Source organism: Stenotrophomonas muris, from assembly GCF_052751275.1.
The window spans coordinates 753,036-777,766 of record NZ_CP199879.1 but is presented as its reverse complement, the minus strand read 5'-3'; the positions used below and the strand labels follow the sequence as shown (position 1 = coordinate 777,766).

General features: G+C 67.4%; 21 protein-coding genes and 1 tRNA gene. 10 read left to right on the top strand and 12 right to left on the bottom strand.

Annotation, left to right across the window (positions count from 1 at the left end; genetic code table 11):
• Positions 1-82 precede the first annotated feature (82 nt).
• The 6 genes from ACUVWL_RS03380 to pgaD all read left to right on the top strand — a co-directional run bounded on the left by ACUVWL_RS03380 (position 83) and on the right by pgaD (position 7,568).
• Positions 83-159 (top strand) — tRNA-Pro (locus ACUVWL_RS03380).
• Between the two features lie 221 nt (positions 160-380).
• Positions 381-1,586 carry a CynX/NimT family MFS transporter gene (locus tag ACUVWL_RS03375; RefSeq protein WP_032956113.1) on the top strand — a complete coding sequence of 402 codons (1,206 nt, stop codon included), beginning with the start codon at positions 381-383 and terminating at the stop codon, positions 1,584-1,586.
• A gap of 341 nt (positions 1,587-1,927) precedes the next feature.
• Positions 1,928-3,955 (top strand): poly-beta-1,6 N-acetyl-D-glucosamine export porin PgaA, encoded by a 2,028-nt coding sequence (gene pgaA, locus ACUVWL_RS03370; protein WP_445978813.1) that lies wholly within the window; start codon positions 1,928-1,930, stop codon positions 3,953-3,955.
• Between the two features lies 1 nt (position 3,956).
• Positions 3,957-5,843 (top strand): poly-beta-1,6-N-acetyl-D-glucosamine N-deacetylase PgaB, encoded by a 1,887-nt coding sequence (pgaB, locus tag ACUVWL_RS03365; protein WP_014647776.1) that lies wholly within the window; start codon positions 3,957-3,959, stop codon positions 5,841-5,843.
• A gap of 7 nt (positions 5,844-5,850) precedes the next feature.
• Entirely contained in the window at positions 5,851-7,101 is a 1,251-nt protein-coding gene (gene pgaC, locus ACUVWL_RS03360; protein ID WP_181454188.1) for a poly-beta-1,6-N-acetyl-D-glucosamine synthase, read from the top strand.
• Positions 7,098-7,568, top strand: coding sequence for a poly-beta-1,6-N-acetyl-D-glucosamine biosynthesis protein PgaD (pgaD, locus tag ACUVWL_RS03355; RefSeq protein WP_014647778.1), 471 nt, complete (start codon positions 7,098-7,100; stop codon positions 7,566-7,568). Before pgaC ends, pgaD begins: the two co-directional genes overlap by 4 nt.
• A 112-nt stretch (positions 7,569-7,680) precedes the next feature.
• Here the strand turns inward: pgaD and ACUVWL_RS03350 are convergent, their stop codons facing one another.
• From ACUVWL_RS03350 to ACUVWL_RS03300, 11 genes are all read right to left on the bottom strand, one after another.
• The gene (locus tag ACUVWL_RS03350) at positions 7,681-8,952 is read right to left on the bottom strand and encodes a glutamate-5-semialdehyde dehydrogenase (RefSeq protein ID WP_049442413.1); all 1,272 of its coding nucleotides are present in this window, start codon (positions 8,950-8,952) and stop codon (positions 7,681-7,683) included.
• Positions 8,949-10,106, bottom strand: a complete 1,158-nt coding sequence (proB, locus tag ACUVWL_RS03345) for a glutamate 5-kinase (RefSeq protein WP_014647780.1) — start codon at positions 10,104-10,106, stop codon at positions 8,949-8,951. The genes ACUVWL_RS03350 and proB overlap by 4 nt, the downstream gene beginning before the upstream one ends.
• Before the next feature lie 11 nt (positions 10,107-10,117).
• Positions 10,118-10,381, bottom strand: coding sequence for a YciI family protein (locus tag ACUVWL_RS03340; RefSeq protein ID WP_014647781.1), 264 nt, complete (start codon positions 10,379-10,381; stop codon positions 10,118-10,120).
• Entirely contained in the window at positions 10,381-11,676 is a 1,296-nt protein-coding gene (argH, locus tag ACUVWL_RS03335; RefSeq protein ID WP_014647782.1) for an argininosuccinate lyase, read from the bottom strand. Before argH ends, ACUVWL_RS03340 begins: the two co-directional genes overlap by 1 nt.
• Positions 11,677-11,696: 20 nt before the next feature.
• A complete protein-coding gene (gene argC, locus ACUVWL_RS03330) occupies positions 11,697-12,650 on the bottom strand; it encodes an N-acetyl-gamma-glutamyl-phosphate reductase (protein ID WP_014647783.1) in 954 nt (317 codons plus the stop codon).
• Positions 12,647-13,246: a GNAT family N-acetyltransferase gene (locus tag ACUVWL_RS03325; protein ID WP_014647784.1), complete on the bottom strand. Its 600-nt coding sequence runs from the start codon at positions 13,244-13,246 to the stop codon at positions 12,647-12,649. Before ACUVWL_RS03325 ends, argC begins: the two co-directional genes overlap by 4 nt.
• A gap of 4 nt (positions 13,247-13,250) precedes the next feature.
• Positions 13,251-14,579, bottom strand: a complete 1,329-nt coding sequence (locus ACUVWL_RS03320) for an acetylglutamate kinase (protein WP_049406136.1) — start codon at positions 14,577-14,579, stop codon at positions 13,251-13,253.
• 75 nt (positions 14,580-14,654) lie between these two features.
• Positions 14,655-15,743, bottom strand: a complete 1,089-nt coding sequence (locus ACUVWL_RS03315) for an acetylornithine deacetylase (RefSeq protein ID WP_014647786.1) — start codon at positions 15,741-15,743, stop codon at positions 14,655-14,657.
• 151 nt (positions 15,744-15,894) lie between these two features.
• Positions 15,895-17,091, bottom strand: a complete 1,197-nt coding sequence (locus ACUVWL_RS03310; protein ID WP_014647787.1) for an argininosuccinate synthase — start codon at positions 17,089-17,091, stop codon at positions 15,895-15,897.
• A gap of 119 nt (positions 17,092-17,210) precedes the next feature.
• A complete protein-coding gene (locus ACUVWL_RS03305; RefSeq protein WP_014647788.1) occupies positions 17,211-18,221 on the bottom strand; it encodes an N-acetylornithine carbamoyltransferase in 1,011 nt (336 codons plus the stop codon).
• A 331-nt stretch (positions 18,222-18,552) separates the two neighbouring features.
• Positions 18,553-19,116, bottom strand: a complete 564-nt coding sequence (locus ACUVWL_RS03300) for a hypothetical protein (RefSeq protein ID WP_014647790.1) — start codon at positions 19,114-19,116, stop codon at positions 18,553-18,555.
• A 188-nt stretch (positions 19,117-19,304) separates the two neighbouring features.
• On the opposite strand from ACUVWL_RS03300, the gene cysS reads away from it, so the two are divergent.
• Genes cysS through ACUVWL_RS03285 form a run of 3 tightly spaced genes read left to right on the top strand, consistent with a single transcriptional unit; the run spans position 19,305 to position 22,432 of the window.
• A complete protein-coding gene (gene cysS / locus ACUVWL_RS03295) occupies positions 19,305-20,681 on the top strand; it encodes a cysteine--tRNA ligase (protein WP_014647791.1) in 1,377 nt (458 codons plus the stop codon).
• Positions 20,682-20,735: 54 nt separating this feature from the next.
• Positions 20,736-21,188, top strand: coding sequence for a SufE family protein (locus ACUVWL_RS03290; protein WP_014647792.1), 453 nt, complete (start codon positions 20,736-20,738; stop codon positions 21,186-21,188).
• The gene (locus tag ACUVWL_RS03285; protein ID WP_445978812.1) at positions 21,185-22,432 is read left to right on the top strand and encodes an MFS transporter; all 1,248 of its coding nucleotides are present in this window, start codon (positions 21,185-21,187) and stop codon (positions 22,430-22,432) included. The genes ACUVWL_RS03290 and ACUVWL_RS03285 overlap by 4 nt, the downstream gene beginning before the upstream one ends.
• Before the next feature lie 546 nt (positions 22,433-22,978).
• Here the strand turns inward: ACUVWL_RS03285 and dksA are convergent.
• Positions 22,979-24,205 carry an RNA polymerase-binding protein DksA gene (gene dksA, locus ACUVWL_RS03280; RefSeq protein WP_075076325.1) on the bottom strand — a complete coding sequence of 409 codons (1,227 nt, stop codon included), beginning with the start codon at positions 24,203-24,205 and terminating at the stop codon, positions 22,979-22,981.
• 271 nt (positions 24,206-24,476) lie between these two features.
• On the opposite strand from dksA, the gene yidD reads away from it, so the two are divergent.
• Positions 24,477-24,731 carry a membrane protein insertion efficiency factor YidD gene (gene yidD, locus ACUVWL_RS03275; protein ID WP_014037867.1) on the top strand — a complete coding sequence of 85 codons (255 nt, stop codon included), beginning with the start codon at positions 24,477-24,479 and terminating at the stop codon, positions 24,729-24,731.

Genomic DNA, 24,731 nt, shown 5'->3' with positions numbered 1-24,731 from the left:
GGCACTGCTTCGGCAGTGTGAAGAAAACAGCATTCACCCCTTGCCGCCATCGGGGTGAATCGCTAGAATAGGCGGCTCCCTTCGGGGTGTAGCTCAGTCTGGTAGAGCGCTACGTTCGGGACGTAGAGGTCGCAGGTTCGAATCCTGTCTCCCCGACCACTTCGGTGGTCACCAAGAAGCCTGGAAGACATCACTGTCCTCCGGGTTTTTTTGTATCAGGCACCTGCCCGCCCGCATGACGGGACCTTGCCGGAGCCCGCACGTACAATGGCCGCGCTGCCGGCCCGCCAGCAGCCCCTCCCCCACCTGCCGCTTCGGCGTAGACCGATGCCGGCGCTGCATGCCATTGCCCCGGCGTGCGACACCTGCAAGGACCACCGATGAGTTCCTCCCCTTCCGATTCGCCGTCGCTGCTGCACGGCCGCGTCCTCGCATTCGCCGCGATCCTGCTGGCAGCGATCAACCTGCGCACCGCGGTCACCTCGATCACTCCGCTGCTGGACGTGCTCGGCCAGCAGTTCGGTTTCGGTACCACCATGACCGGCGTGCTGGGCATGCTGCCGACCGCGTCGTTCGCACTGTTCGGCGTGGCCACGCCGGCACTGGCGCGGCGCCTCGGGCTGGAGCGCACCACGCTGCTGGCGATGGTGATGGCGATGGCCGGCCTGCTGCTGCGTTCCAGCGCCGGCAACGTCGGCACGCTGCTGTTGGGTTCGGTGGTGGCACTGGCCGGCATGGGCATCGGCAACGTGGTGGTGCCGCCGCTGGTGAAGCGCTATTTCGCCAACAAGGTCGGCACCATGAGCACGCTCTACATCAGCGTGCTGCAGCTGGGCACGATGCTGCCGGCACTGCTGGCGGTGCCGGTGGCCAACGCCGCAGGCTGGCGCGTGTCGCTGGGCATGTGGGCGCTGCTGGCGCTGGCTGCCGCACTGCCGTGGCTGGTGCTGGCCACGCGCGCGCCGAAGCCGCAGTCCGACGTGTCCGATCCGACCGCGCAGCCGCACGGCAAGGTCTGGCGCACGTCACTGGGCTGGAGCATGACGCTGATGTTCGGCATGACCTCGCTGATGACCTACTCGATGTTCACCTGGCTGCCGCGCATCGTGGTCGAGGCCGGTGGCACGCCCGCGTTCGGTGGCGTGATGGTCGCCGTGTTCTCGGCGCTGGGCCTGCTGCCATCGCTGGTCATTCCGTCGATGGCGGTGCGCATGCAGAACCCGTTCCCGCTGGTGCTGATCGGCTTTTTCTCGTTCGTGATCGCCTTCACCGGCCTGCTGCTGGCACCGATGAAGGCCCCCCTGCTGTGGGCCTGCCTGCTCGGCGTCGGCCCATCCACCTTCCCGCTGGCACTGACCCTGATCAACCTGCGCACCCGCACCCCGACCGGCTCGGCGGCGCTGTCCGGCTTCATGCAGGGCGTGGGCTACAGCTTCAGCTGCCTGGGCCCGTTCTTGGTCGGCTGGCTGCACACGGTCAGCGACGGCTGGACCCTCCCGTTCAGCTTCCTGTTCGGCTGCGCCGCCCTGATGCTGTGCGCCTCGTGGGTGGCCTGCAAGCCGCGCAAGCTGGAAGATCTCTGGTAAGCCACGTGGGGCCCGCAACCGGGCCCACCTACCATTCGTCAGCCCGTCTGCGCATTTTGACGCCGGGCTGACAATTCCGGGCGGATAGTGCCCACGAATGCCCATCCTTGCCGCGTGCCGGCATCGGGCATGGGGGCGGCAGCGCCGCCCGGGCCACCACTCGGTGTGCGGGGGACTTCGTTTCAGACAAGACATCGCAGGTCGCTGTCCGGGTTGTATCCGTCTTCGCTGGGCGGGAATGCACGAAGGGAGTGACGCGGGCCACGGCCACGCCAAAAGCTGGCATGTGATGTGCGTCACATTTTTCAGGTTGTCTGGTTCGGAAGCCAAGGGGGTCCCCAATGGTTGTCCACCGCCGGCTGGCGCTCTGCGTCGGCCTCGCCTGCACCGCCCTGGCCTGGGCCAGCAGCGCTGCCCCGCCCGACCGCGAAGCAGCGTTGGCCGAGATCGGCCGCTATCGAGACCAGGCGCGTTGGCTGGACGCCCTGGGCGCGATCGAGCGCGCCAGCCAACAGCAACCCAACGACGACCTGCTGTTCAAGCTGCGCGTATTGACGCTGGGCGACATCGGCAACGCCTGGCGTGCGTGGGAGCTGTACCAGCAGCGCCCGCAACTGTTCGACGCTGCGCAGAAACAGCGCCTGGAGGGCGACTACCTGGCCAAGCTGGTGGTCTGGAGCCTGGCCTACAGCAGCAGCGAGGACAGCCGCCTGGAAGAAGCCGAATCGACCCTGGCCCGCATGCAGCGCTACCTCGGCGGCGAAGGCACCCCGCCCTCGCAGGCACCACTGCGGATCCGCATGGACCGTCTGATCCTGCTCAACCGGCTGGGCCGCCATGCACAGGTCCGCGAGGAAGCGCGGGCACTGCAGGCCGAAGGCCACACCCTGCCCGACTACGTGCTGCCCGCAGTGGGCGATTCGTTGATGGGCACCCTGCACCCTGAAGAAGCCATCCCGGTGCTGCAGGCGGCCGTCGCTGGCGACCCGACGCGCGACGCCTCGCATTCGGAACTGGCTTACGCCTACCTGGAAAGCGAGCAGCAGGAAAAAGCCATCGACCTGCTGCAGGCATGGCGCGACAAGGAGCCGGCGTGGCGCTGGAGCAACGGCAAGTCGCCGTACGCGAACTGGTCGCGCTACGAGGCCGATCTCAACCTGGCGATGGTGCGCGCCTACAGCGGCGACCTGCACACCGCGCAGCACGACCTGGAGTCGATGGTCGAGATCGCACCCGGCAACGGCGGGCTGCAGAGTGCGCTGGGCAGCGTCTACATGATGCGCGGCTGGCCACGCCGGGCGCTGCAGCGCCAGCAGATGGCACACGCGCTCGATCCGCGGGACATCGAACCGCGGCTGGGCATGGAAGAGGCCTATGTCGCCCTGCAGCGCGACGACCTGGCGCGGCCGCTGCACGATGACCTGGTCGCACGCTACCCCACCCAGCCGGCAGTCGAACGCATGGACCAGGCCTGGCGCGCGCATCGCGGCTGGCAGCTGAAGGCATGGACCGACATCGGCCGCAGCTCCGGGGGCGGTGGTATTTCGCCCCTGGGCAACAACGACCGCCACTACGGCGTGGACGTGGAGACGCCGGTCCTTGATGACCGCTGGCGGTTGTTCGCCCTCGCCGACCGTCGCGTGACCGACTTCCAGGACCAGCGCATCGATCCCCTGTGGCTGGGTGCGGGCGTGCGTTACCGCTTCGGGCAGCTGGATGCGGAAGCGGCGGTCCTGCGCGCCAACGATCACATCGGCGACACCGGCCTGCGCGTCGGCGTCGGCTGGCAGTTCAACGATTCCTGGCACGCCGGCGTGGTGGTCGCACGCAATGACCCGGAGGCCTCGATGCAGGCGCGCGCGGCCGGCATCACCGCCGACAGCGTGAGCGCACAGGTGGACTACCGGCGCAGCGAGCTCACCCACTGGACGTTCGGCGCGAGCCGCTTCCGCTATGACGACGGCAACCACCGCGAGCTGTTCGGCACCAGCGTCCAACAGCGCCTGCTGACCCGCCCACGCTGGCTGGTCGATGGCCTGGCCAGTGCCTACACCAGTCGCGGCAGCCGCGATGATGCGCCCTACTTCAACCCGAAGCGCGACCGCATGGTCGAGATCGGCCTGCGCATCGACCAGCAGCTGTGGCGGCACTACGAGCGCCACTTCCGGCACCGGCTGACCGTCTCGCTGGGCGACTACTGGCAGGACGGCTTCGGCAGCGCGTTGGTGCCGTCGGTGTCCTACATGCACGAGTGGCAGCTGGGCCCTGGCCGCGTGTTCGAGTATGGCGTGCGGTGGTCACGACCGGTCTACGACGGCCATCGCGAGCGCCATATCGGCTTCGAAGCCGCATTGCGCTGGGGAGACTGACATGGCCCGCTTCCTGCGACTGATCGTGCTCCTGCTGCTGGCCTGCGTGCCACCGGCGTTCGCGCAGCAGCCCCTGCATCTTGATGCGATCGACAACGGCCTGCTGATCCTCAGCTACCACGACATCCGCGACAAGGTGGCCGCCAAGGGTGATGCCGATTCCTATGCGGTGAGCACGCAGAACTTCGCCGCGCACCTGGACTGGCTGGGCGCGCACGGCTACCACCCGGTTTCGCTGTCGCAGCTGATCGAGGCCTCGCAGGGCCGCGCCACGCTGCCTCCCAAGCCGGTGCTGCTGACCTTCGACGATGGCCTGCGCAGCGTCTACGACAAGGCCTTCCCGCTGCTGCAGGCCTACCACTACCCGGCCCTGGTGGCGGTGATCACCGATTACGTGGACATGGCACCGGGCCGCACCATCGACTACGGCTACCGCCCGTTCGGCCACGATGACTTCGTGACCTGGGCGCAGCTGAAGCAGATGCACGACAGTGGCCTGATCGAAGTGGCCAGCCATACCGACGACCTGCACCACGGCGTGCTTGCCAATCCGCAGGGAAACTCCACGCCCGCCGTGGTCACCCGCATCTACACCCCGGCCACGCGCAGCTACGAGAGCGGGACACAGTATGAGCAGCGCCTGCGCACTGATCTATCGCGCAGCGTGCAGCGCATCCAGCAGCACCTGGGCGTGCGCCCGCGCGCCATCGTCTGGCCATATGCCGCGTACAACCAGTTGAGCAACGACATCGCCGAGCAGCTGGGCATGCCGGTTTCGTTCGACCTGGAAGGCCGTAGCACGCCAGTGGCCCGCGACCTGCACGGGCTGGCACGATTGCTGGTGAGCAACAACCCGACCGTGGAAGGCCTGGCCTACGAACTGCGCCGAGACGTGGCGCTCGATGGCATCCGCGCCCTGCAGATCGATCTGGATGATATGTATGACCCGGATCCAGCGCAGCAGGCGCGCAATCTCGATGCATTGATCGAGCGGGTCAAGCGCATCGCGCCGACCCATGTCTATCTGCAGGCCTTTGCCGACCCGGACGGCAACAACACCGCCGATGCGCTGTATTTCCCGAACCGGCACATGCCGATGCGGGCGGACCTGTTCAGCCGCGTCGCCTGGCAGCTGAAATCCCGCGCGGGCGTGAAGGTCTACGCGTGGTTGCCAGTGCTCGGCTTCGAACTGCCCGACCCGGAGCAGCGCAAGGTGCTGGCGATCCGCAATGGGGATGCCGACGGCATGTACCGGTTGGATTTCACCAACCCGAAGGCCAGGCAGATCATGCTCGACATCTACGAGGACCTGGCGGTCAATTCCTACTTCGAAGGCCTGCTGTTCCATGACGACGGCTACCTGCGCGACACCGAGCTGCCCGCCCTGGCGGCCGGCGAAGATGGCAGCGCACGTACCCAGGCACTGATCGACTTCACCCTGGCCCTGCGCAACAGCGCGCAGCGCTGGCGGCCGAAACTGGCAACGGTGCGCAACCTGTATGCCGAGCCGGTACTCCGCCCGCAGAGCGAAGCCTGGTTCGCGCAGCGCCTGGACCTGTTCAACAAGGCCTACGACCAGACGGCGCTGATGGCGATGCCGTGGATGGAAGGCAGCAGGCACCCCGAGCGCTGGCTCGACCAGTTGCTGGCCGCGGTACGCGCGCACGACCCGCAGCTTCAGCACACGCTGTTCGAGCTGCAGACCGTCGATTGGCGCAGCGGGCAGCCGATTCCCGCCGGGCGCCTGCGTGCGCAGATCCGCCAGTTGCAGGCGCAGGGCGTGCACCACTTCGCCTGGTACCCCGATGACTTCATCGCCGACCAGCCCTCCACCCGCGATGCCCGCGCGGCAATGTCCGCCGGCAACTTCCCGTACCCGGAGAAGTGACGTGGACATGCATCCGCTGCTGCAGGTCCTGTTCCAGTTCGCCTTCTACTACCCGATGGTGATGGCGTTCTTCTGGATGTCCGGTGGCCTGTACTACTACTTCCGGCGCGAGCGTCACTCACGTCCGCGCAACGATCCGCCCTTGATGATCGCCCCTCCCTTCGCGACCTTGCTGGTGCCCTGCCACAACGAAGCAGAAAACCTGGACGACACGCTCACTGCGGCGCTGGCCCAGCGCTACCCCGCCGATTACGAAGTGATCGCCATCGACGATGGCAGCAGCGATGACACCGGCGCACGGCTGGATGCGCTGGCGGCAAGGCATCCACGGCTTCGCGTGCTGCACCTGGACCGCAACCTGGGCAAGGCCAATGCGCTGCGCATGGGCGCACTGGCCGCACGCTCGGAGTACCTGGTGTGCATCGATGGCGATGCGATGCTGGAAGAGCATGCACTGCACTGGATGGTCTGGCACCTGGTCAGTGGCAACCGGGTCGGTGCGGTCACCGGCAACCCGCGCATCCGCAACCGCTCCACCCTGCTCGGACGCCTGCAGGTGGCGGAATTCTCCTCGATCATCGGCATGATCAAGCGGGCACAGCGCGTGTATGGCCGCATCTTCACCATCTCCGGCGTGATCGCCGGCTTCCGCCGCACTGCCCTGCACCAGGTCGGCTGGTGGTCGGATGACATGGTGACCGAGGACATCGACATCAGCTGGCGCCTGCAGCGCGCGCACTGGGACATCCGCTACGAACCCAATGCGCTGTGCTTCATCCTGATGCCGGAGACGCTCAAGGGCCTCTGGCGGCAGCGCCTGCGCTGGGCCCAGGGCGGCGTGGAAGTGATGCTGCGCCACGCGCGCTCGCTGCTGCACTGGAAAGAGCGGCGCATGTGGGGCGTGCTGCTGGAGTACGTGTTGAGCGTGGTCTGGGCCTACACGATGCTGTTCATCGTGCTGCTGTGGGCACTGGGCAAGTACATCGAGCTGCCGCCGCAGCTGCATATCGCCAGCCTGCTGCCGGAGTGGCATGGCGTGATCCTGGCGCTGGTCTGCCTGCTGCAGTTCGCCAGCAGCCTGATCATCGACCGGCGTTACGAAACACAGATTGGACGCAATTACTTCTGGGTCATCTGGTACCCGATGGCGTACTGGCTGATCAGCCTTTCCACCACCCTGGTGGCGCTGCCCAAGACGCTGCTGCGCCGTCGCAGCAAGCGCGCCACCTGGACCAGCCCTGACCGGGGGATCCGATGAACGCGCAACGCCCGTCCAACCGCTTCGACTCGCGGATGATCCGCAAGCCGCATCGCCAGCCACACTTCCAGCGCACGGCCTGGGGCTTCGTCACCCTGGCGTTCTGGGGCTTCTACTTCTATCTGTGGGCCCCCCTGGTGACCCTGCTCTCGTGGTTGATCGGTGGCCAGCTGGCCTGGCGGCAGCTCTACGAACGGCAGAACCAGTTCGACCCGTACGTGCTGGTCGCGCTGCCATTGATGCTGCTGTGCGCCAGCGTGCTGCTGATCGCCTGGGCCGAGTACAACCGCGCCCGCTTCCGTGGCCGCGAACGCCGCCTGCCGCGGCCCCTGGCCAGCCTCAACGAAGTGGCCGCCGATCTGGGCGCCAGCACCGGGCTGGCCGAACGCCTGATGGGCTGCAAGGCAGCCACGCTGCACATGGATGATCACGCACGGCCGGTCGGCATCCGCCGCGAGGTGGTGTAACCCGACGACCTGGTAGCTGCCGACCTTGGTCGGCGCTTGGGCCTGGTGGGTGCCGGCCTTGGTCGGCACCGGGGTTTGCCGCGAAGAGCATCTACGCGCCGCGTGGATCCACTTATGTGCGCGTCTGCCCTTCGCCGCGCACGACAAATCGTTCAACGGTGAGGGCTTCCAAGCCCATCGGGCCGTAGGCGTGCAGGCGCGTGGTGGAAATACCGATCTCACTGCCCAGGCCCAGCTGGCCACCATCGGAGAAGCGCGACGAAGCGTTGACCATCACCACCGCCGAGCGCAGCGCGTTGACGAAGCGCTCGGCGTGGCCGGTGTCCTCGGTGGCGATCACTTCGGTGTGGTCGGAGGTATAGGTGCGGATGTGCGCGATGGCTGCATCAAGATCATCGACCACGCGCACCGCCAGCACCAGATCGAGGAACTCGGCGGCGTAATCCTCCTCGGTCGCCGCCGTGCTGCCCGGCAGCAACGGCTGCGCCTGCGCATCGGCGCGCAGCTGCACCCCACGCTCACCCAGCGCCTTCGCCACGCGCGGCAGGAACGCGTCAGCCACGGCGCGGTGCACCAGCAGCGTCTCCAGCGAATTGCACGCCGCCGGCCGGCTGCACTTGCCGTCCACCAGCAGGTCGATGGCCTTGCCGAGGTCGGCGCTGGCGTCCACGAACAGGTGGCACACCCCCTTGTAATGCTTGATCACCGGCACGCGCGCGTGCTCGGCCACGAAACGGATCAGGCCTTCGCCGCCACGCGGAATGGCCAGGTCGATCAGCTCATGCAGCTGCAGCAGTTCCAGCATCGCCTCGCGGCGCAGGTCGGTGAGCACGGTCACCGCCGCCGGCGGTACGCCGTTGGCCTTCAATGCACCGGCCAGCGCCTGGGCGATGGCGGTATTGGAGTGGATCGCTTCGGAACCACCGCGCAGGATCACGCCATTGCCGGCCTTCAGGCACAGCGCGGCGGCTTCGGCCGTCACGTTCGGGCGCGCCTCATAGATCATCGCGATCACGCCCAGCGGCACGCGCACCTTCTGCACGCGGATGCCGTTGGGACGTACGTCGTCGCGCGTCACCTGGCCGACCGGGTCAGGCAGCGCGGCCACCTCGCGCACCGCCTCGGCCATCGCGAACAGCCGCGGCGGGTCCAGTGCGAGGCGGTCGAGCATGGCACTGCCAACGCCCTTGTCGCGCGCGGCGGCGAGGTCGCGTGCGTTGCCGGCCAGGATCAGTCCGGCATTTACTTCTAGGGCCTGCGCCATCGCCAGCAGCAGCATGCGTCGCGCCGCACTGTCCAGGCCGGCAACGATCTGCGCTGCATCACGGCAGGCGCGCGCCTGGGCTTCGATTTCGCTCATCGGGGTGTCCTTCAAACCGGTCATGGCAGCACCAGGTCGTCACGATGGACGACGCTACCACCGTAGTTGTAGCCCAGCACGGCCTGGATGTCGCGCGAATGATGGCCGGCGATCCGGCGCACGTCGTCGGCCGCGTACTGGCTGACGCCGCGGGCGACACAGACACGCCCCTGCGGTGCGATCCAGCACACCTGCACCATGTCGCCGCGGCGGAATGCCCCCTCGGCAGCGGTGATGCCGCCGGGCAGCAGCGAGGCGCCCTTCTCCCGCATCGCCTGTGCCGCACCGGCATCGACGACGATCGCGCCCTCGGCCAGCGGCGCGTGCCGCAGCCAGTGCTTGCGGGCAGCCTCGCGGCTGCGTGCGGCGTGGATGCGGGTGCCGAACAGGCGGTCCTGCGCCAGCGCGCGCACCACATCGCTGCTGCGGCCGTTGAACAGGTAGGTCTCGATGCCGAGGCGGCCCGCCTTGGCCGCCGCCTCCAGCTTGGTACGCATGCCGCCGGTGCCGGCGCGCGAGCCGGCGCCGCCGGCCATCGCCAGCACATCGTCACTCAGTTCCGGCACGTCGTGCAGTGGCCGCGCGTCGGCCACGGTGCGCGGATCTGCGCTGTACAGGCCGTCGATGTCGGTGGCGATGAACAGTGCATCGGCATCGACCAGCGCGGCCACGGTCGCGGCCAGGTTGTCGTTGTCACCGAGCTTGAGCTCGTCCACCGATACGGTGTCGTTCTCGTTGACCACCGGCAGCGCACCCAGCCGCAGCAGTTCGCTCAGCGTGGCGCGTGCATTGAGGTAGCGGCGGCGGTTGCGCAGGTCGTCGTGGGTCAGCAGCACCTGCGCCACCGGGCGCTCGAAGAAGCGCTGCCAGAGCCCGATCAGCTGCGCCTGGCCGAGCGCGGCCAGGGCCTGCCGCGCCGCCATCGCCGCACCGGGTTCATCGGCCCGCGGCAGGATCGCGCGCCCCGCCGCAACCGCGCCGGAGGAGACGATCACCACCTCGCGCCCAGCCAGTACGTTGGCGGATACAAACTGGGCCAGGCCCAGCGCGTGGCGTGGCGACAGGCCGCCACCATCGGCCGCCAGCAGGCTGCTGCCAACCTTCAGCACCGCACGCCGCCATGGCGGCAGCGCCTGTTGCGGGAACGGCGAAGCGACGGTGGCGGCGTGCAGGGTCATCGGTCAGGGCCTCAGCGGGTATTCCATTCGTGCACGGTCAGCTCGGAAGCGTGCATCGTCACCAGCGGATCGGTGGCGACGATGGCCCGCGCCTGTTCCAGGCTCTCGACATTGCACAGCACATAGGCGCCACCGCTGCCATCGGCGAAACCACCGGTCAGCTGCAGCTTTCCCTGTGCCTGCAACGCCTCGAGGAAATCGCGGTGCGGCTGCACCGCCGCATCGTTGAAGTCCGGCCGGCGCATCGCCATCACCAGATAGACAGTGCCCGCCATCAGGACAGCGCCTGCCAGCGTGCGCGCAGTTCGTCCAGGCGCAGATCGGCAGCCGAGCCCGGCGATACACGCGCAGCCAGGCTGCCTTCCGGGGTACGTCCCTGCCCTGCGCTGTCGGCACCGGCTGCAGCGGCCTTGTAGGCCTCGCGGAACGGCACACCGGCCACCGCCGCTTCCACGGCGACGTCGGTGGCATACATGCCCGAATCGATCGCTGCGCGCAGCCTGTCGTCACGCCACTCCAGATTGGCCAGCAGCGCCGGCAGCAGTTCCAGCGCGGCCAGGCCACGGCCGAAGCCGTGGAAGATGGCGCCCTTGGACGACTGCAGGTCACGGTGATAACCCGAAGGCAGCGACAGCAGCTGCTCGATCTCGGTGCGCGCGGCGGCGACGCTGGCGTGGGTCGCACGCATCAGCTCGATCACGTCCGGGTTGCGCTTGTTGGGCATGATCGAACTGCCGGTGGTGTACTGCGCCGGCAGCGCGACGAAGCCGAACTCGGCGCTGGTGAACAGCGACAGGTCCCAGGCGATGCGGCGCAGGTCCAGCGTAGCGCCACCGAGCGCTTCCAGCGCGGCCAGCTCGAACTTGCCGCGCGACAGCTGTGCGTAGATCGGCGAGATCTGCATGCGCGCGAAACCGAGCGCGGCCGTGGTGTGCTCGCGGTCCAGCGGCAGGTTCACCCCGTAGCCGGCGGCGGTGCCGAGCGGATTGGCGTCGACCAGCGCATGGGTGTCACGGGCGCGGATGGCGTTGTCGATGAAGGCCTCGGCCCATCCGGCCCACCACATGCCGGCCGAAGAGACCACGGCGCGCTGGATATGGGTATAGCCGGGAATCGGCAGGTCCTTCTCGGCCTGCGCACGGTCCAGCGCGATCTTGGCCACGTCGGTGCTGAGCCCGGCCACGCGCAGCAGCTTCTCCTTCAGCCACAGGCGGGTGGCGACCAGGATCTGGTCATTGCGGCTGCGGCCGGTGTGGATCTTGCGGCCAGCGTCGCCGAGGCGTTCGGTCAAACGCGCTTCGATTGCTGAGTGACCGTCTTCGTACTGCGTATCCAGCACGAAGCGGCCTTCACGGAAATCCTGCGCCAGCACGTCGAGCTCGCGCAGCAGGCCTGCCAGCTCGTCGGCGCTGAGGATGCCGATGTGCTGCAGGCCCTGCGCATGCGCGGCGCTGGCAGCGATGTCATGCAGGAAGAACTCGCGGTCGAGGATCACATCGTCGCCGGCGAGGAAGGTCTGGATCTGGGCGTCGACAGCGACGCCGGGCTTCTGCCAAAGAAGGTCTGCCATGGGGGCTCCGGAAGGCGTGTTCAGTGCGGGATCGACGTCAGTTCGTCGATGCCCAGCGCAAGGTTGAGGTTCTGCATGGCCTGGGTGGCCGCGCCCTTGAGCAGGTTGTCCAGGGTCGCCACCACCACCACCCGCTTGCCGCCCGGGGCCAGGGTGAAGCCACCGACCTGGGCACCGTGGCGGCCGGCGATGCGGCTGACCCACGGCGCTTCATCCACCACTTCGATCAGGGGTTCGCCGGCATAGGCCTGCTGGAAGCGCTCGACGATCTGTTCGCGGGTCTGCACGCGGTTCAGCCACAGGTTGGCGGTCAGCGTGATGCCGCGGAAATGCGGCGCGACGTGCGGCATGAACTCGACGGCCACGCCCAGCTGCACCGACACCTCGCGCTCGTGCACGTGGTTGGTCAGCGCATACGGCATCAGGTTGTCGGCCAGCAGTTCGACGTTGTTCTTGTCCGACGGCGTGGTACCGGCACCGGAGTAGCCGGAGACACCGAAGCACTGCGGCGGGCCGGCCAGCAGGTCCAGCAGCGGATGCACCGCCAGCTGCATCGCCGTGGCATAGCAGCCCGGGTTGCTGATGTGCTTCTGGCCGTTGTAGCGGCCGCGGGTCAGCTCCGGCAGGCCGTAATACCAGCTGTTGTCGAAGCGGTAGTCGGCCGAGAGATCGACGATGACGGTGTCCGGCTTGGCGGCTTCAAGCGCGGCCACGAACGGTGCGGCCAGGCCGTTGGGCAGGGCCAGGATCACCGCGTCCACGCCCTTGGCGGCCACCGCGTCGGCATCCAGGTTCTCGTACTGCAGCTCGCCCTGGAACTCCGGGTGGTGGTCGGACAGGCGCTGCCCGGCGCGCTCGCGCGAGGAGACGAAGGCCAGTTCCAGGCGCGGATGGGCGGCCACCAGCTTGATCAGCTCGGCGCCGGTATGGCCGCGGGCCCCGACGATGCCCAGGGTGAAAGTCGAATCGTTCATGCGTGGCTGTCCAGGCGGTACTGCAGGTGGCGCTTCACGCCCTGCCATTCCGCATCGATGATGGAGAAGATGACGGTGTCGCGCGGCGTGCCGTCGGCGTGCCGCTTGTGGTTGCGCAGCACGCCATCCTGCTTGGCGCCGAGGCGTGCGATGGCGGTGCGCGAGGTGAAGTTGAACCAGCTGGTCTCGAACACGACGCTCAGGCACTGCAACCGCTCGAACGCGTGGCTGAGCAGCATCAGCTTGGTCTCGGTGTTGACCCCGGTGCGTTGCGCAGACTCGCCATACCAGGTGTAACCGATACTCAGGCGCGGCACGTCCGCTTGCAGATCGTAGTAGCGGGTGGTGCCGACAATCTGGTCGTTGGCATCGAACACCACGAACGGCAGCACCCTGCCTTCGGCCTGCGCCTGCAGCGCTGCCTGCACGTAGCCGGCCATGGTCTTCGCATCGGGCACCTGGGTGTACCAGAGCCTGGACAACGCGCCATCGCCAAGCGCGCCGCGCAGGCCATCGATATGCCCCATCTGCAGCGGCTCCAGCCGCGCATGGGTGCCCGCCAGCGTAGGGACCTTGGTCCAGTCGGCATGGTTCATGTGTTCAGCCCTGCAGGCTCGGCGCGCGCCGGGCGCAATGGTCGACATAGGTCTTGATCCGGTCGATGCCGTCGGCGCCGAACCAGAACACCTTCCAGTGGTCCTGCTTGTAGCAGCCGTCGGATTCAGCGTAATAGAAGTGGTTGATCGGATTGCCATGGCGCGAACGCCAGAACAGCTGCGGGGTTTCCTCCAGCATCACGTTCCAGACCGCGCGGCCCAGGCCCTCGCCCTGCGCATCGTCGAGCACGGCGAACTTGTCCAGGTACACGCCCTCGGCCTCGTCGGTGAGGATCACCGCGGTGCGGTAGTTCTCGCTGACGTAGGCGCGCAGCAGCTTCGTCTTTTCGAAGTACTCCGGCACCAGGGTGCGGCCGAAGCTGGATTCGATCAGGCCCTTCAGGCGCGGCAGGTCCAGCGCGTTCCAGGCGGTGGCGCGCAGCACCTTCTCGCCCTTGCGCACCAGCGTGCCCGACCCCTTGTGGGTGAACAGTTCCTTGGCCAGGTCGGCCGGGCGCGTGATCGACACCGACGATTCCAGCGGCAGGCGATCGAGCAGATCCTTGATCTGTTCGATCTTCACCTTCATGCCGCCGTGGATCCACGGCTGCGCGATCAGGTGGTCGTACTCGGTGGACAGGTTGATCGAATCGATCACGTTGCCCTGCTCGTCCAGCAGGCCGCCAGTGCCGGTCAGGAAGATGATCTTGTATGGCTGCAGTTCCTGCACCAGCTCGTTGGCGGCGAAGTCGGCGTTGACGTTGAGGATCTGGCCGCCAGCGGTCTCGCCCAGGCTGGTGATGACCGGGATCGACCCGGCACGCAGGCTGGCCTCGATCGGTGCCAGGTTGACCTTCTTCACCTCGCCGACCAGGCCGTAGGTGTCCACGTCCAGGTACTCGGCCTCGAACACGCCGCCGGTGATCGAGGTGGCGCGCGCGCCGTTCTGCTGCAGCGCCTCGACCAGGCGCAGGTTGGACTGCTGGAACACCCGGCGCACGATCGCCAGCGCTTCCGGCGACGTCACGCGCAGGCCGTTGACGGTCTGCTTCTCGATGCCGGCGGCCGACAGTTCGGCATCCAGCTGCGGGCCGGCGCCGTGCAGCACGATCGGGGTCAGCCCGACTTCCTGCAGGAACGACAGCGAAGAGGTCAGCGCGTCGAGGTCGTCGCGCAGCACCGCGCCGCCGACCTTGACCACGGCGAAGCGCTTGGCGTCCAGCTGCGAGAAGCGCTTGAGGTACTGGCTGATCTCCTTCGCGCTGGCCATGCTGGAAAGCAGGCGCACGATGGTCTGGCGGGTCTGGCGGTGGGGCTGGAGGGCAGGAGACATTTCGGTTTCGTCACAGGCGGCGGTCGCCGCGTTGCAGTTCCACCCGGCCAGGGCCGGGCGGCGTTGTAGGGTCGATCAGGCGCCGGCGGCGATGATGCGATGCACGGCGTCGGTGTAGCGCTGCAGCTGCTCCAGCGTCACGAACTCATCGGCGGTGTGGGCCTGGGCGATGTCGCCCGGGCCGAACACCAGCGTGGTGTAGCCACCGGCGGAGAACAGCGAGGCCTCGGTCCAGAAGTCCACCGCGTTGCCGATCGGCAGCTCCAGCGCATCGGCCACATCGCGCGCCAGCAGGCGGCGGTTCTCGGCCTCGGCGATGTCACCGGCCGGCAGGCTGGGGCCACGGAACGTTTCGGTGAACACGGCGGCTTCCGGTTCGGCGAAACCGGCGAAGGTCGCCAGCAGGCCATCGATGTCCATCGACGGCAGCGGGCGGAACCCGAAGCGCACCTCAGCAGCCGGTGCGATCATGTTGGCCTTGATCCCGCCTTCGACGCGACCGATGTTGAAGCGCAGCCCGGTCAGCCCGCCGAAGCGGGCCGAGGCCAGCGATTCCACATGGTCCAGTGCACGGTTGCCCCAGCGCATGGCCTGGTGCAGCGCGCTGGCGGCCGCGTCCTGCTTGCCGGACGCATGGCCGGCGCGGCCGGCGAACTGCATCAGCACCGAGCTGATGCCACGATGCGCCAGCACCGCTTCACTCATGGTCGGCTCGGCCACCAGCACCGCTTCATACGGCAGGCCACGGGCCAGGAACGCGGCGATACAGCGCGGATCGTTGGCTTCCTCGTCGCTGGAGAACAGGAAGGCGGCATCGCCATCGCTGGCATTGGCCGCCGCCACCAGCGCAGCGGCGGCGCCCTTGATGTCACACACGCCCAGGCCGACTACGCGGTCGTCCAGGCGGCGCATCACATGCGGGTCGGCACTCCAGTGCGGCGAGTCCGGCACGGTGTCCAGGTGCACGTTGAACAGGTACTTCGGCGTCCCGCGCACGGCGTACAGGCTGACTGCGCCCGCGCCATGGTCGATCACCTCGACGTTGAAGCCGGGCAGGTTGTCGCGCAGGTAATCGAAGATGCCACCGGTGGTGATCGCACGCGGCGGGTTGCGGGTGTCGAAGGACACCAGGGCCTGCAGGTGATCGAGCGTCTGTTCAAGCATGTGTCTGAATATCCGTAGGGTTCGAAATCGGTAGTGCCGGCCGCTGGCCGGCTCCGCAATGATCCAGCCGTGCCACGAGCCGGCCAGCGGCCGGCACTACCCTCCATCGACGTTGCGAGGCGCCGGCCAGCGGCCGGCACCCCGTCACAGGTCAACCGCGATTGACCTGCGCATAGACAGTGGAGCTCATCCCGAACAGCTTGATGAAGCCTTCAGCCTCCTCCACGCCCCAGTCGGCCGACTGCGCGTAGGTGGCGCCCTTGGTGTTGAGCAGGTGCGGCGACTTCACGGCCACCGCATCGACGCGGCCACCACGGGTTTCCAGCACCACTTCGCCGTTGACCTTGGCCTGCGAGGACTTCAGGAAAGCTTCGATGTCGGTCTTCAGCGGGTCGTGGTAGAAGCCTTCGTACACCAGCTCCACCCACTTGCGCGCCACGTCCGGCTTGAAGCGGTTCTGCTGCTTGGTCAGCACCGCATCTTCCAGCGCACGGTGTGCGGCCAGCAGCGAAACCAGGCCCGGGGCCTCGAACACGATGCGGCCCTTCAGGCCGATCACGGTGTCGCCGGTGTAGACGCCGCGGCCCACGCCGTACGGGGCGAACAGCTTGTTGAGCTGGGCCAGGATCTGGTCGCCCGGCAGCGCCTTGCCGTCCAGTTCGACGGCTTCGCCTTCAACGAACTTCAGGGTCACGGTCAGGGCCTGCTCCGGCCACTCGCTGCGCGGTGCGCACCAGCCACGCGCGCCCTCGCCCGGAGCTTCCCACCGGTCGATCTCGCCGCCGGACATGGTCAGGCCCAGCAGGTTCTCGTTGATGGTGTAGGCCTGCTGCTTGGCGCGCACGCCGAAGCCACGCTCTTCCAGGTACTTCTGCTCGTAGGCGCGGGTCTGGGTGTGTTCCTTCTGGATCTCGCGGATCGGCGCGATGATCTGGTAGTCGCCCAGCGCCTTCACGGCCAGGTCGAAGCGGACCTGGTCGTTGCCCATGCCGGTGCAACCGTGGGCGATGATGTTGGTGCCCAGCTCGGCAGCACGCTTCAGCGCGGCATCGACGATCAGGTAGCGGTCCGAGACCAGCAGCGGGTACTGGCCCTGGTAGCCTTCGCCGGCCCACACGAACGGCTTGACGAAGCCTTCCCAGATGGCCGGGCCACCGTTGACGGTGAGGTGGCTCGCCACGCCCAGTTCGGCGGCGCGCTTCTCGATGAAGTCACGCTCTTCATCATCGACGCCGCCGGTGTCGGCGAACACGGTGTGCACGTTGTAGCCGCGCTCCTGCAGGTACGGCACGCAGAAGCTGGTATCCAGGCCGCCGGAGAAGGCGAGAACGACGTCTTTGTTGCTCATGGGGGTCAGGTCCACTTGGGGGATGGGAATTCGGTAGAGCCGACCGTTGGTCGGCTGGAATATTGGATGCGCCGCTGCGGGAGCAGCCGACCAACGGTCGGCTCTACCCCTTGTTCGATCTAGCGCCCGGCAACCGCCGCCATGATCGCCTTCTGCACGTGCAGGCGGTTCTCGGCTTCGTTGATGGCGATGCACTGCGGCGAATCCATCACCGCGTCGGTGGCCTTCACGTTGCGGCGCAGCGGCAGGCAGTGGCTGAACACACCATTGTTGGTCAGCGCCATCTTCCGCTCGTCCACGATGAAGTGCTTGAACTGGTCGCGGATCGGCTTCTCCGGTTCCCAGTTGCCGAAGAACGGCAGCGCGCCCCAGCTCTTGGCGTAGACCACGTCGGCGCCGGCGTAGGCGCTGTCGATGTCATGGCTGATCTTCAGCGAGCCGCCGCTCTCGGCCACGTTCTGCTCGGCCCAGCCCATGTAACGCTCGTCGAGGATGTAGTCGGCGGTCGGGCACAGCAGGGTCACGTCCATGCCCATGCGGGTGGCGATGGTCAGCGCCGAATTGGCAACGGCGGTGTTCAGCGGCTTGGGGTGGTAGGTCCAGGTCAGCACGTACTTCTTGCCACGCAGGTCCTGGGTGCCGAAGTGCTCCTGCAGGGCCATGATGTGGGCCAGCTCCTGGCACGGGTGGGTGATGGTCTCCATGTTGATGACCGGCACCGGCGAGTACCTGGCGAAGCTGTTGAGGACGATGTCCTGGCGGTCGTAGGCCCAGTCGATGAACTTGGGGAACGCACGCACGGCGATGATGTCGCAGTAACGACCCAGCACCTTGGCCACTTCAGCGATGTGCTCTTCGGTATCGCCGTCCATCACCGTGCCGAGGTTGAACTCGATCGGCCACGCATCCTTGCCCGGCTGCAGCACCACCGCGTGGGCACCGAGCTGGAACGCGCCCAGTTCGAAGCTGGTGCGGGTGCGCATGGACGGGTTGAAGAACACCAGCGCGATCGACTTGCCCTTGAGCTGGTCGCCGAGCTTGTTGCGCTTGAACAGCGCCGCCTGGGTCAACAGCGCGTCGAGATCGCTGCGGCTCCAGTCCTGGGTGTTCAGGAAGTGCTTGGGGGACATCATCTTTCCTTGCGTGGCGGCGCCGGTTTCGACGCGGTGGAAGGGAAAACAGGAATCAAAGGTGGAGCGGGAAGATTGCAGTTGCAGCTTTCAGAAGATGCACTTTTGAAGCGCGGAAACGAAAAAACCCAGCCGGCGGGCTGGGTTTTTTCGGACGAACAGCAAAAAGCTCCGGTTACCCAGCGAGGATGTGGGGTTCCGGTCGACGCGCACGCGAGGTCATGCCCGACGCCTGTCGGGCTGCGCTGCTGTCGTGCTGGAAGTCGGTGAGCTTCATGGTCAACCATCTTTGCATGCGGCCGAGGCCGGCGCAAGGGCCGGGGTCCCAGAATCAGGGATTGCTGGCCGTGCCCTGCTCCGGGCCGACCCAGGGCGTGATCGACACCCGGATCTTGAGCCGGTTGCCGGGGTCTTCCGGCAGCCGCGAACGGTACTTGGTGCCCTTGTAGACGTAATCCACGTCGTAGGCGATGGGCCGGCGGAATTCACGCCCCACCGGCACGATGCGGCAGTCGCGGGTCAGCATCGGGCCAGTGTTGGCCGGTGCCGGGGCCGGCGTCTCGGCTCCGGGCTCCTCAACGGCCTCTTCGTCGCTGCGCTTGAACATCGAGCGCACCGAGTCCCAGAAGCGGCTGATCCGGCCCTTGTCCTCGACCGGCTCCTCGCCGGTCACGTTCACCGGGGCCAGGGTCCGGGTCGACACCGGCTCGCAGTGCTCCTCGGTGCGGGTCGCGCGCAGGGTCTGGAACACCGGCTCCACGTTCAGCACCTGGGCGTAGTCGAACTTCACGTTCTCAACGATCACCACCCGGTTGCGGGGCTCGGCCTCCTGCGCCAGCACCACGGCGGGCAGCGCCGACAGGCAGGCCAGGGTCAGCAACGCGGTGGATTTCATTGGCGACGGGAGCAAGGACACGGCAATAGTGTAGGCAGTGGCGAGCGCAAGGGGCTGAACATTACCCGTCCACGCCGCTCCTGCCCACCCCACCCCGGGCGGCCCCGGCGTCCACCGGTGGCAACGGGTGCCCCCAAAGGGGGCCGACACGTTCTAAAATCACAGGCTTGTCCCCCAGCCACAGCCCCATGACCCTGCGCCTGCACAACAACCTGACTCGCCAGCTCGAACCGTTCACCCCGCTCGATCCGGCCTGTCCGACCCTGTATGTGTGCGGCCCGACGGTCTACAACTACGTGCACATCGGCAACGCCCGTGGCCCGGTGGTGTTCGGGGTGCTGGCCGACCTGCTGCGGCGCCGTTTCGGTGGCCTGCGCTACGCGCGCAACATCACCGACGTGGACGACAAGATCAACACCGCCGCGCGCGAGCAGGGCGTACCGATCAGCACCATCACCGACAGGTTCGCCGCCGCCTACCGTGAGGACATGGCCGCGCTGGGCGTGGTGCCGCCGGACATCGAGCCGGAGGTGACCGCGCACATTCCGCAGATCATCACCATGATCGAGCAGCTGATCGCCAACGGGCATGCCTACGCTGCCGAAGGCCACGTGCTGTTCGCGGTGGCCAGCTTCGATGGCTACGGCAAGCTCTCGCGCCGCGATCCGGACGAAATGCTGGCCGGCGCCCGTGTCGACGTGGCCCCGTACAAGCGTGATCCGGGTGATTTCGTGCTGTGGAAGCCGTCCAGCGACGACCTGCCCGGCTGGGCGTCGCCCTGGGGCCGTGGCCGCCCGGGCTGGCACATCGAGTGCTCGGCAATGGCCGCCGCCCACCTGGGCGAGACCATCGACATCCATGCCGGCGGCGTCGACCTGCAGTTCCCGCACCACGAGAACGAGCTTGCGCAGAGCGAGTGCGCCCACGGCGGCAAGATCTTCGCCCGCTTCTGGCTGCACAACGGCATGCTCAACTTCGGCGGCGCCAAGATGAGCAAGTCGCTGGGTAACATCGAGCGCGTGCACGACCTGGTGCGCCAGCACCCGCCGGAAGCACTGCGCCTGGCCCTGCTGTCGGCCCACTACCGGCAACCGCTGGACTGGTCCGATGGCCTGATCGAACAGTCGGTGCGCACCCTGGACCGCCTGTACGGCACCTTGCGCGAACTGGCGTCAGTCGAGGCGGTCGTTGCGATCCCGGCCACGGTCGAAGCGACTCTGGATGACGATCTGAACACCCCGCAGGCACTGGCCGAAGTGGCCCGCATCGCCGCCGATGCGCGTCGTGCCACCGATCCGGCCGAGCAGGCGCGCCTGAAGGGTGAACTGCTCGGCGCCGGACTGGCACTGGGCCTGCTGCAGGCCGATCCAGCGCAGTGGTTCGGCACTGCGGCCAGCGACGGCGGCGACGATGCCCGCATCCAGGGCCTGATCGATGAGCGTGCCGCTGCCAAGAAGGCACGCGACTTCGCCCGTTCCGACGCCATCCGCGACCAGCTGGCCGCCGAAGGCATCGTGCTGGAAGACACCCCGCAGGGCGTGCGCTGGTCGCGCAAGCGCGGCTGACCCGCCCTGCCCCGTGGCCGGTACGCCGGCCACGCCCCCACTGTAGAGACTGTTGTGACCGACTCCCCGTTCCCGCTTGAACCCACCGCCGCCGAGGCACAGGCCGCCATCGCCGAGGAATTCGGCTTCTTCGGCGACTGGTCCGAGCGTTACCAGTACCTGATCGACCTCGGCCGCAAGCTGCCGGCCTTCCCGGAAGAATGGAAGACCGAAGAGCATCGCCTGCTCGGCTGCCAGTCGATGGTCTGGATCGTGCCCGAAGGCAACGCGCAGTCGCTGCGCTTCCATGCCATCAGTGATTCGGCGATTGTCTCCGGCCTGATCTTCCTGGCCCTGCGTGTGTACTCCGGGCGCTCGGCGCAGGAGATCCTGGCCACCGAGCCGAGCTACATCCAGGACATCGGCCTGGCCCGCCACCTCTCGCCGACCCGCAGCAACGGCGTGGCGGCGATGCTGGCCTTCATCCGCGAGACCGCGCAGGCCCAGCTGCAGCGCGACCCGTCGTGAGCGAGCCTGCCACAGCCGAAGACAGCGCGCTGGGCCTGCTGTCCCGGCCCGGTTTCGCCAGGCTGCTGGCGTACCGCATCTTCGCGATGCTGTCCTACCAGGTGGTCGCGGTCACCGTCGGCTGGCACATCTACGAAGTCACCCGCAATCCGTTCTCGCTGGGCCTGATCGGCCTGGCCGAGGTGCTGCCGTTCTTCTGCGTGGCGCCGTTCGCCGGTTACCTGGTGGATCACCTGCCGCGCCGCCGCCTGGGCATGGTCGCCTGTTGCGGACTGATCGCCACCGCACTGGTATTGACCAGCGTGGCCATGGGCTGGCTGCCGATCGACGGCGTGTGGCCGATCTACGCAGCCATTGCGCTGACCGGCATGGTCCGCGCCTTCCTGTCGCCGATCTACAACGCCCTGTTCGCCCGCGTACTGGCCCGTGACCAGTTCGCGCGTGGCGCCGGCCTGGGCGCGGTGGTATTCCAGGTCGGCATGATCGCCGGCCCGGCACTGGGCGGCGTGCTGGTCGGCTTCGGTGGCAAGGGCCTGTCCTACGCGGTGGCCACCGCCTTCGCGCTGGTGGCGATGGCCTGTCTGGCCACGCTGAAAGTGGAGGAGCCGGTGCACACCGGCCCTGCCGCGCCGATCTTCAAGAGCATCGCCGAAGGCGCGCGCTTCGTGGTCGGCAACCGGATCATGGTCGGCGCGATGGCGCTGGACATGTTCTCGGTGCTGCTGGGCGGCGTGGTGGCGATGCTGCCGGCGTTCCTGCACGAAATCCTGCACCACGGCCCGGAAGGCCTGGGCATCCTGCGCGCGATGCCGGCGCTGGGCTCGGTGTGCGTGGGCCTGTGGCTGGCCCGCCACCCGCTGCACCGCAATGCCGGCCGCGTGCTGCTGTTCGCGGTGGCCGGCTTCGGCCTGTGCGTGATCAGCTTCGGGCTGTCGCAGCACTTCTGGCTGTCGGCGCTGATCCTGCTGTTCTACGGCGCCTTCGATGGCGTCTCGGTGGTGATCCGCTCGACCATCCTGCAGCTGGCCACGCCGGAAGAAATGCGCGGTCGCGTATCGTCGATCAACGGCATCTTCATCAGTTCGTCCAACGAGCTGGGCGCGTTCTATGCCGGCACGATGGCGAAGCTGCTCGGCCTGGTACCGGCCGTGGTGCTGGGCGGGTTCGCGGTGCTGAGCGTGGCCGGGATCACCGCGTGGAAGAACCCGACGCTGCGGAAGTTGAATCTTCGCGACCTGCAGTGAGCCTGTAGAGCCGAGCCCATGCTCGGCTGCGTATTTCCGTGCGCCCACGCGCCGGGCCATGCCCGGCGGGCTCTTTCCGCGACCGCGGTGGGGTGTCACGTTTCTTTTCGCGCGAAAAGAAAAGTAACCAAAGAAACACGCCGCCATCCGCGAGCCGGCGCTGCGCGCCGGTGCCCTGTGCTCCTCGGTGAATCAGGGGACGGCGCGGAGAGCCAGCCGACCAGCAGTCGGCTCTACAGGATAGAGCCGCCTCTTCGCCCCTGATTCCCCTGCGGTGCTCGGCTCGCTACAAGGCGGACTCAACAGCCGCGAGCGCACGCATGACCGCTCCTGATAGAGCCAAGCCATGCTTGGCTGCCTTTGCTTTTGCTTTTGCTCTTCCTTGCCCTCCGGCTTCGGCCTGAGCCGAGCGTGGGCTCGGCTCTACATCGGACCCACCCGCAGGCTCCACCCGATACCCGGAAGGCGCTCTACACAGCCAACTCGAACCCAACAAAAAACCCGGCCGAAGCCGGGTTTTCTGCATGACCAGACAACGATCAGGAATCAGTCGCCCTGCTGCTTCTGCAGATGCTCCCAACGCTCCTGGGCATCGATGGTGCGCTCGGCGGTCAGGCGCGCCTCCAGGCGCTCCAGGCCGATTTCTTCGCCGGTGTCGACGCAGTAACCGTAGTCGCCCGCTTCCAGGCGCTTCAGGGTGCTGTCGATCTTGCCGATCAGCTTGCGGTAGCGGTCGCGGGTACGCAGTTCCAGCGAGTTCTCGGTTTCGCGGGTCGCGCGCTCGGCTTCGTCGCCGATGTCACGCACTTCCTCGCGCAGGTTCTCGATGGTCTGCTTGGACTCTTCCACCAGGTCCGCGCGCCAGTTCTGCAGGCGCTGGCGGAAATACTCCTGCTGCAGCGGGCTCATGTATTCCTCTTCCGAGGACGGCTTGTAGCCAGCCGGCAGGATCGGGCGGCCGGTGGCCTCGTCGGTCTTGTATTCGACCACCTTGTACTTGCTGCGCGGGGCCGGTGCTGCCGAGCGGGCGGCGACGGCCACGGCAACCTTGCCGACAGGGCGCGACACGGTCTTCGGGGCGGAATCGGATTTCACGGCGGTTTTGGCAGGCGATTTCGAAACGGGCACGGGATTCTTGGATTGCGGGGCCTTCGAAGCGGCAGGAGCGGCGGCCGGGGCCGGCTTGGAGGCCGGTTGGGCTGCTGCCACTGCCACGGTCTTGGCCGGGACAGGCTTGGCCGGAGCCGGCTTGGCAGCAGGCTTCGGTGCGGACTTCACTACTGGGGCCGGGGCCGGCTTTACGGCCGGTGCGGCAACATTCTTGGCAACCTTCTTTGCAGCGGCAGGCGTGGCGACCGGCTTGGCCGCAGCGACCTTCTTTGCCGCCGGCTTGGCGACCGGCTTGGCTGCAGCCTTCTTCACCACCGCCTTCGGCGCCGGCTTGGCTGCTGCCTTCTTGACCACCGGCTTGGCGACGGTCTTCTTCACCGGCGCAGCCTTGCTGACGGCCTTTTTCACCGGCGCCTTCTTGCTGGCAGCGGCTGGCTTGGCCTTGGCGGGCGCAGCGGCCTTCTTCGCCACCGGCTTGGTTGCCTTGACCGGCGTTTTCTTTGCGGTGGCCTTCCTGGCCGCCGGTTGCGAGGACGCTGCCTTGGTCGCCGGCTTGCTCGCCGGCTTTTTGGCAACGGGCTTTGCCGCCAACTTCTTCACAACAGGCTTGGCGGTTTTCTTGGCGGCCGTTGCGGCCTTCTTTGCAGTTTTTTTAGCAGCCACGAAACGCTCTTCCTTGGATTCCCCGGGGCCCGGGAAAGCGGGCCTTTATAGCCTACCCGACCCGCAGCAGCAACCTCGGCACCCTGCTCCATTCAGTCCTGGAGCCAAGGCGCCCAATGGGCAGTCCGACGAACACGGACCGCCTTGCGCGGTACGGAACCTGGCCAGCACCCGACGGTGCTGGTACCGGTCGCAGGCCATCGGCGACATGCGACCAACGGCCCATCCTGCACAAATGCGGCCTTCATGCCAACTGGCATAAGATGACTGGGTGATCTCGCGCCTGCTCATCGCCCTGCTGCGCTTCTACAAGCGCTTCATCAGCCCCTTGCTGGGGCCCCGCTGCCGTTTCGTGCCGAGCTGTTCTGAATACGCGATGGACGCGATCTCGCGGCACGGCCCGCTGCGCGGCAGCTGGCTGGCTGCGCGCAGGCTGGGCCGCTGCCACCCGTTCCATCCCGGCGGCTTCGACCCCGTGCCCGAGTCCCCCAACGCCCCCTCTTGCCGTTGCACAGGAAAACATTGA